At 36.4% G+C, this 6,670-nt stretch carries 7 protein-coding genes; all 7 read left to right on the plus strand.

The genetic code is table 11. From position 1 onward, the window contains the following. Positions 1–168: 168 nt before the first annotated feature. Positions 169–1,521: a UDP-N-acetylmuramoyl-L-alanine--D-glutamate ligase gene (murD, locus tag HT688_RS10920; protein WP_172923789.1), complete on the plus strand. Its 1,353-nt coding sequence runs from the start codon at positions 169–171 to the stop codon at positions 1,519–1,521. Position 1,522: 1 nt separating this feature from the next. Further along, positions 1,523–2,581, plus strand: coding sequence for a UDP-N-acetylglucosamine--N-acetylmuramyl-(pentapeptide) pyrophosphoryl-undecaprenol N-acetylglucosamine transferase (locus HT688_RS10925; protein ID WP_172923790.1), 1,059 nt, complete (start codon positions 1,523–1,525; stop codon positions 2,579–2,581). 9 nt (positions 2,582–2,590) lie between these two features. Continuing rightward, positions 2,591–3,811, plus strand: a complete 1,221-nt coding sequence (locus HT688_RS10930; protein WP_172923791.1) for a cell division protein FtsQ/DivIB — start codon at positions 2,591–2,593, stop codon at positions 3,809–3,811. Positions 3,812–3,922: 111 nt separating this feature from the next. Further along, positions 3,923–4,066, plus strand: a complete 144-nt coding sequence (locus tag HT688_RS10935; protein ID WP_153299408.1) for a hypothetical protein — start codon at positions 3,923–3,925, stop codon at positions 4,064–4,066. A 20-nt stretch (positions 4,067–4,086) separates the two neighbouring features. After that, a complete protein-coding gene (locus HT688_RS12080) occupies positions 4,087–4,209 on the plus strand; it encodes a hypothetical protein (RefSeq protein ID WP_001153671.1) in 123 nt (40 codons plus the stop codon). A gap of 409 nt (positions 4,210–4,618) precedes the next feature. Then, positions 4,619–5,398 carry a zinc metalloprotease gene (locus HT688_RS10940; RefSeq protein WP_180949963.1) on the plus strand — a complete coding sequence of 260 codons (780 nt, stop codon included), beginning with the start codon at positions 4,619–4,621 and terminating at the stop codon, positions 5,396–5,398. Continuing rightward, the coding region (locus tag HT688_RS10950; RefSeq protein WP_188112455.1) for a HesA/MoeB/ThiF family protein at positions 5,382–6,670 on the plus strand (1,289 nt) is incomplete at its 3' end. The genes HT688_RS10940 and HT688_RS10950, both read left to right, overlap by 17 nt.

Below are 6,670 nucleotides of genomic sequence, written 5' to 3' on the forward strand. Positions count from 1 at the left end.
AGGAAGCTAGCCGCAGGCTATACTTGAGTACGGCAAGGCGAAGCTGACGTGGTTTGAATTTGATTTTCGAAGAGTATCAGTTAGAAGAAAGAGTCACAAACACACTTTGTGGCTTTTTTATTTCCATAAAAATGGTAAAATAGTAAGAGTAGAAATGGAGTTTGAGACATGAAAGTAATAGATCAATTTAAAAATAAGAAAGTACTTGTTTTAGGTTTGGCCAAGTCTGGTGAATCGGCAGCTCGTTTGTTGGACAAGCTAGGCGCTATTGTGACAGTAAATGATGGGAAACCTTTCGAGGACAATCCAGCTGCCCAAAGTTTGCTGGAAGAAGGGATCAAGGTCATCACAGGTGGCCATCCTTTGGAACTCTTGGATGAAGAGTTTGCCCTCATGGTGAAAAATCCAGGCATCCCATACAGCAATCCCATGATTGAAAAGGCTTTGGCCAAAGGTATCCCTGTCTTGACCGAGGTGGAATTGGCTTACTTGATTTCAGAAGCGCCCATTATCGGTATAACAGGTTCAAATGGAAAAACAACTACAACGACCATGATTGGGGAAGTTTTGACTGCTGCTGGGCAACATGGTCTTTTATCAGGGAATATCGGCTATCCAGCTAGTCAAGTGGCCCAAACTGCGTCAGACAAGGACACGCTTGTTATGGAACTTTCTTCTTTCCAACTCATGGGCGTTCAAGAATTCCATCCTGAGATTGCGGTTATTACAAACCTCATGCCAACTCATATCGATTATCATGGATCATTTGAGGAATATGTAGCAGCTAAGTGGAATATCCAAAACAAGATGACAGCGGCTGATTTTCTTGTTTTGAACTTTAACCAAGACTTGGCAAAAGAATTGGCTAGCAAAACACAAGCTACTGTAGTTCCATTTTCAACACTGGAAAAGGTTGATGGAGCTTATCTGGAAGATGGTCAGCTCTACTTCCGTGGAGAAGTGGTCATGGCAGCGAGTGAAATCGGAGTTCCAGGTAGCCACAATGTGGAAAATGCCCTTGCGACGATTGCTGTAGCCAAGTTTCGTGGTGTAGACAATCAAACCATCAAGGAAACTCTTTCAGCCTTCGGTGGTGTCAAACACCGTCTCCAATTTGTGGATGAAATCAAGGGTGTCAAATTCTATAATGATAGCAAGTCAACCAATATCTTGGCTACTCAAAAAGCCTTGTCAGGATTTGACAACAGCAAGGTCATTTTGATTGCAGGTGGTTTAGACCGTGGCAATGAGTTTGACGATTTGGTTCCAGATATTACTGGACTCAAGAAGATGGTCATTCTTGGTCAGTCTGCCGAACGTGTCAAACGGGCAGCAGACAAGGCTGGTGTGGCTTATGTGGATGCGACTGATATTGCAGATGCGACCCGCAAGGCCTATGAACTTGCGCCTCAAGGAGATGTAGTCCTTCTCAGTCCAGCCAATGCCAGCTGGGATATGTATGCTAACTTTGAAGTACGTGGCGACCTCTTTATCGACACAGTAGCGGAGTTAAAGGAATAATATGAAAAAAATTGTCTTTACAGGTGGGGGGACGGTTGGACACGTTACCCTCAATCTTTTGTTAATGCCCAAGTTCATCGAAGATGGCTGGGAAGTCCACTATATCGGGGACAAGAGTGGTATTGAACACCAAGAAATCCTCAAGTCAGGTTTTGACGTCACCTTCCATTCCATTGCAACTGGGAAATTGCGTCGCTATTTCTCTTGGCAAAATATGCTGGACGTCTTCAAAGTTGGTTGGGGAATTGTCCAATCGCTCTTTATCATGTTACGAGTTCGTCCACAGGCCCTTTTTTCAAAGGGAGGCTTTGTCTCTGTACCGCCCGTTATCGCTGCGTGTGTGTCAGGAGTGCCTGTCTTTATTCACGAATCTGACCTGTCTATGGGCTTGGCCAATAAAATCGCCTATAAATTTGCTACGAAGATGTATTCAACCTTTGAGCAAGCTTCAAGTTTGTCTAAGGTTGAGCATGTGGGAGCAGTGACCAAGGTTTCAGACCAAAAAACTCCAGAACCAGATGAATTGGTGGATATTCAAACCCACTTTAATCCTAAATTGCCAACTGTATTGTTTGTCGGTGGTTCTGCAGGAGCTCGTGTCTTTAACCAATTGGTGACAGACCATAAGAAAGAACTGACAGAGCGCTACAATATTATCAATCTAACTGGAGATTCTAGCCTGAATGAATTGAGCCAAAATCTCTTTCGTGTTGATTACGTGACCAATCTTTATCAACCCTTAATGGAATTGGCTGACATTGTTGTGACACGAGGTGGTGCCAATACGATTTTTGAGCTCTTGGCCATGGCAAAATTACATGTTATTGTGCCACTTGGTCGTGAAGCTAGTCGTGGAGACCAGATTGAAAATGCAGCTTACTTTGTAAAAAAAGGCTATGCAGAAGAGCTTCAAGAAAGCGATTTGACCTTGGACAGTTTAGAAGAGAAGCTTTCTCACTTACTAAGTCACAAGGAAGACTACCAGACTAACATGAAGGCATCTAAGGAATTGAAATCTCTAGCAGATTTTTATCAATTGTTGAAAAAAGATTTATCATAAGGAAAGTAAATGTCAAAAGATAAGAAAAATGAGGGTAAAGAAATCCTCGAAGAATTTAAAGAGTTATCAGAATGGCAGAAACGGAACCAAGAATATCTAAAAAAGAAGGCTGAAGAAGAGGCGGCCCTAGCTGAGGAGAAGGAAAAGGAAAGACAAGCTCGAATGGCTTCAAAATTTGAAGATTCAGATGCAACCGAGGACCAAGAGAGTGAATCTGATTCAAAAGACTCAGAATCAGCTAAGGAAGAGTCTGAAGAAAAAGTAGCATCCTCAGAGGCTGACAAAGAGAAAGAAGAGATAGAAGAATCAGAGTCTAAAGAGAAGGAGGAACAGGATAAAAAGCTTGCTAAAAAGGCTACAAAGGAAAAACCAGCCAAAGCAAAGATTCCTGGCCTCCATATCTTACGAGCTCTAACGATTTTATTTCCAAGTCTGCTTTTATTGATTGTCTCTGCCTACTTGCTCAGTTCTTATGCGACCATGAAAGATATTCGTGTTGAGGGAACGGTGCAAACTACAGCTGATGATATTCGACAGGCTTCAGGTATTCAGGATTCGGATTATACGATTAACCTTCTGCTAGACAAGGAAAAATATGAAAAGCAGATTAAGTCTAACTATTGGGTTGAATCAGCTCAACTTGTTTATCAATTTCCAACCAAGTTCACTATCAAGGTCAAGGAATATGATATTGTGGCCTACTATATTTCTGGTGAAAACCATTATCCTATTCTTTCCAGTGGTCAGCTTGAGACCAGTGCTGTGAGTTTGGTCAGTCTACCAGAAACTTATATATCAGTTCTCTTTAATGATAGTGAACAAATCAAAACCTTTACGTCAGAACTTGCTCAAATTAGCCCAGAACTCAAGGCGGCTATCCAAAAGGTGGAACTAGCTCCCAGCAAGGTCACTTCCGATTTAATTCGATTGACCATGAATGATTCGGACGAAGTCTTGGTTCCTCTATCTGAAATGAGTAAGAAACTGCCTTATTACAGTAAGATTAAGCCTCAATTGTCAGAACCAAGTATGGTCGATATGGAAGCTGGAGTCTACAGCTACACTGTAGCGGATAAATTGATTATGGAAGCAGAAGAAAAAGCTAAAAAAGAGGCCGAAGAAGCTGAGAAAAGGCAGGAAGAGGAACGTAAACGTTTAGAAGAAGAACAGAAAAAACAAGAGGAAGAGAGCAATCGAAACCAAACGACCCAGCGCTCATCGCGTCGCTAGGTTTTACCTTTTCTCCTATAGCTCTTTAGTTGCCATGTTTTTACGTTTAATATTTGACATCTGTTTTTCTTTATGTTATATTTACAATGTAATCGATTACAAAAAAATTTTATGAAGAAGGTAACACATATGTCAGATGAAGTATTCTTATTTGAAGAAATTGAAGAAATCGTAGCCCCTACAGATGGTGAATTTTGGGGGGGAGTTTTACTTGGAACTGGGGTAGTTCTCTTAATTGGAGTAGCCTGTTGTTAAAAAGATAGGGAGTGATAATCATGCAAGATAACTTTTTATTTGAGGAAATTGAAGAAATTTCAGTACCAGTTAGTGATTTTTCAGCTGGACTTGCAACAGGTATCGGATTTGGTTTAGCAATCCTTGCTCTTGCTGGTTGTTGAAGTTTGTTCACTTACTAATATCAAGCTTTTTCAATTTCATTTTAGACAGTCATTTGAATTTTCCGTATTAGTCTTGCAGCAAGAGATTAATAGAATTAGTCATTATTTTATTGATTGCGGACTGAGGGACTAGAGTATGTTTTACTTAGCCCCTCTTTTATTTATTAAAGGTTAGGTTTGTTATGAGAATTGTTGATAAGATTAAGATATTACCTACTCCTTATGAGGGACAGTATCATCTATATATACCATCCAGTAAGAAACATGTATTAGTTGGGAAACAGGAAAAAAATGGTTAGAGCAACTAATAGGTCAAGAATTTACCATATCGGACTTATTAGTGTTAGTAGGGAAGAAATATTATTTAAGATTTTATATTGTTCTTAGTAAAATGGGACTTATAGATTCTATGAAATCACGAAAAAAGATAAATATTTTTAAAATATCTTGGGACTTTAATATAACATTATCTGAAAAATTAAACTATAAAAGATTTAATAAGAATTTTGAAAAAATCCTATTTGGTATTTTCCCATTGGCTCTTATTTTGCAATGTTTTATTATGTATATTTATAGGGCGGATATTTTGACTAATTTCCAAAACTTTCCAATAACGCTAAACATTCTTTTATTTTGGTTGCTTGTTGTTATTATATCTGCAACGATACATGAATTTAGTCATGCAATAATTGCTAATAATTATCAAATTGAGATCCCAAATTGTGGAATAATGCTACTTTTGTTTAATTTGGCTTTTTTTGTAGATTTAAGTGGGGTGCAATTCCTAAAAAATAAAAAACAATTTTTGAAAATTATGTTAGCAGGAATTGCTTCAAATTCGATTTTATCACTTACAGGTTTACTTGTTTTATTGTTCACATCGTATAAATTGCTTGGACTCTTATTTTTTATCATTAACTTAGGTATGATTTTTATTAATTCAATTCCTTTTTTTCAGTATGATAGTGGTATTATTTTAAGATACTTGAATTCTAACAATAATAACTTGAATTTTCAATATATAGTTCAACTTTTAATAGCATTTGTTATTATTTATTTCCCTTTGAGTCAACTATTACAATTTTTGACACCTAATATTATTGTTCGTAGTATAGGAGGGGTAGTTGTTTCTATACTGCTTTCTATATTATATATGAGAGGAAGGACGAAATATGTTCTACGTAAATAGTTATGTTTTTGCTTATAAAAAAGAAGGTATAATGTATTTGCGTGGTCGGAGTATGCGGGAAATAGCTATAGAACCTCAAATTTCGCAAGAATTTATCAACGATCTATTTAATAGTTGTAAGGAACTATTAGAGATAGAAGAAGTATTAGGTAGTAAACTAACATTTGAACTATTAAATGAACAAATTTTAATTTCGGATGAGATAGATATTGATAGTAGATATTCTAGAACTAAAGGTTACTATTCGTTATTTTATAATGAAGAGTATAATAAAATACAGAATAAAACAGTATTAGTATTAGGAGCCGGAGCCTTAGGATGTTATATATCTCTAAGTCTAAGTATGTATGGAGTGAGGAAACTTATTGTCGCTGATTACGATATAATAGAACCATCAAATTTAAATAGGCAAATTCTTTATACAGAGTCGGATGTTGGTAAGGAGAAGATTAATGTTCTTTCTCAAAAAATACACAAGTATAATTCAGATGTTCAGGTAGTACCTATTTCTATTAAAGTTTCTTCAGTAGAAGAATTAGAAAACATTGTTGCGGAATATGGGAGTATAGATTTTATCGTTAAAGCAATTGATACGCCCATTGATATTATAAAAATTGTCAATCAATTTGCTGTATCGCATAAGATATCCTACATATCAGGAGGGTTTAATGGATGCTATCTTATTATTGATAATATATATATCCCTACCATCGGTTCTTGCTTTGCTTGTCGGAATATAAACAAAGATATAAATAAGTACACTTTATCTGATAAGACAAAGTGGCCGACTACACCAGAGATGCCTGCTATTTTGGGAGGGATAATGACTAATTTAATAATTAAAATATTTCTGGGATGTTATAATGAAATCCTAATAGATAACGCTTACGTTTATAATATGAGAAATCATGCTCTAAGTCAAGAAAAATATGTTCTGGAAAACGGAGAATGTCCAATTTGTAAAAAAAATAATAAAGTGAAAGATAACAATATTAGAGCGAAAACATTTATTCGTTCAGTTTGTTTTTGCTTATTATCAGGAGGAGTAGCTTTTTTATCTGTTATTGGGCAGTTCACTGTTATAGAAACACAATTAATAGTATTGTTCTTGGGTATTATTTTTGCTATATATTATGCTTACTACAATAAAAATATTCAAACATCATTGGAAAATATAGTATGGCTTTTTTCATCGTTTGAGATTTTATTTTTGCTTGTTAATTTTAGAACATTTATTCAGTTACCAGTGGATATTTTTATTATGGCTTCAAG

It is taken from the genome of Streptococcus sp. 1559, assembly GCF_013276735.1.
GTDB classification, from domain to species: Bacteria; Bacillota; Bacilli; order Lactobacillales; family Streptococcaceae; genus Streptococcus; species Streptococcus pseudopneumoniae.

What these genes read in the sequence shown, in the direction of transcription:
- HT688_RS12080 (WP_001153671.1), top strand. Translation starts at nt 4,087, where the DNA reads ATGCAAGATAACTTTTTATTTGAGGAAATTGAAGAAATTTCAGTACCA.
- HT688_RS10940 (WP_180949963.1), top strand. Translation starts at nt 4,619, where the DNA reads ATGAAATCACGAAAAAAGATAAATATTTTTAAAATATCTTGGGACTTT.
- murD (WP_172923789.1), top strand. Translation starts at nt 169, where the DNA reads ATGAAAGTAATAGATCAATTTAAAAATAAGAAAGTACTTGTTTTAGGT.
- HT688_RS10935 (WP_153299408.1), top strand. Translation starts at nt 3,923, where the DNA reads ATGAAGAAGGTAACACATATGTCAGATGAAGTATTCTTATTTGAAGAA.
- HT688_RS10925 (WP_172923790.1), top strand. Translation starts at nt 1,523, where the DNA reads ATGAAAAAAATTGTCTTTACAGGTGGGGGGACGGTTGGACACGTTACC.
- HT688_RS10930 (WP_172923791.1), top strand. Translation starts at nt 2,591, where the DNA reads ATGTCAAAAGATAAGAAAAATGAGGGTAAAGAAATCCTCGAAGAATTT.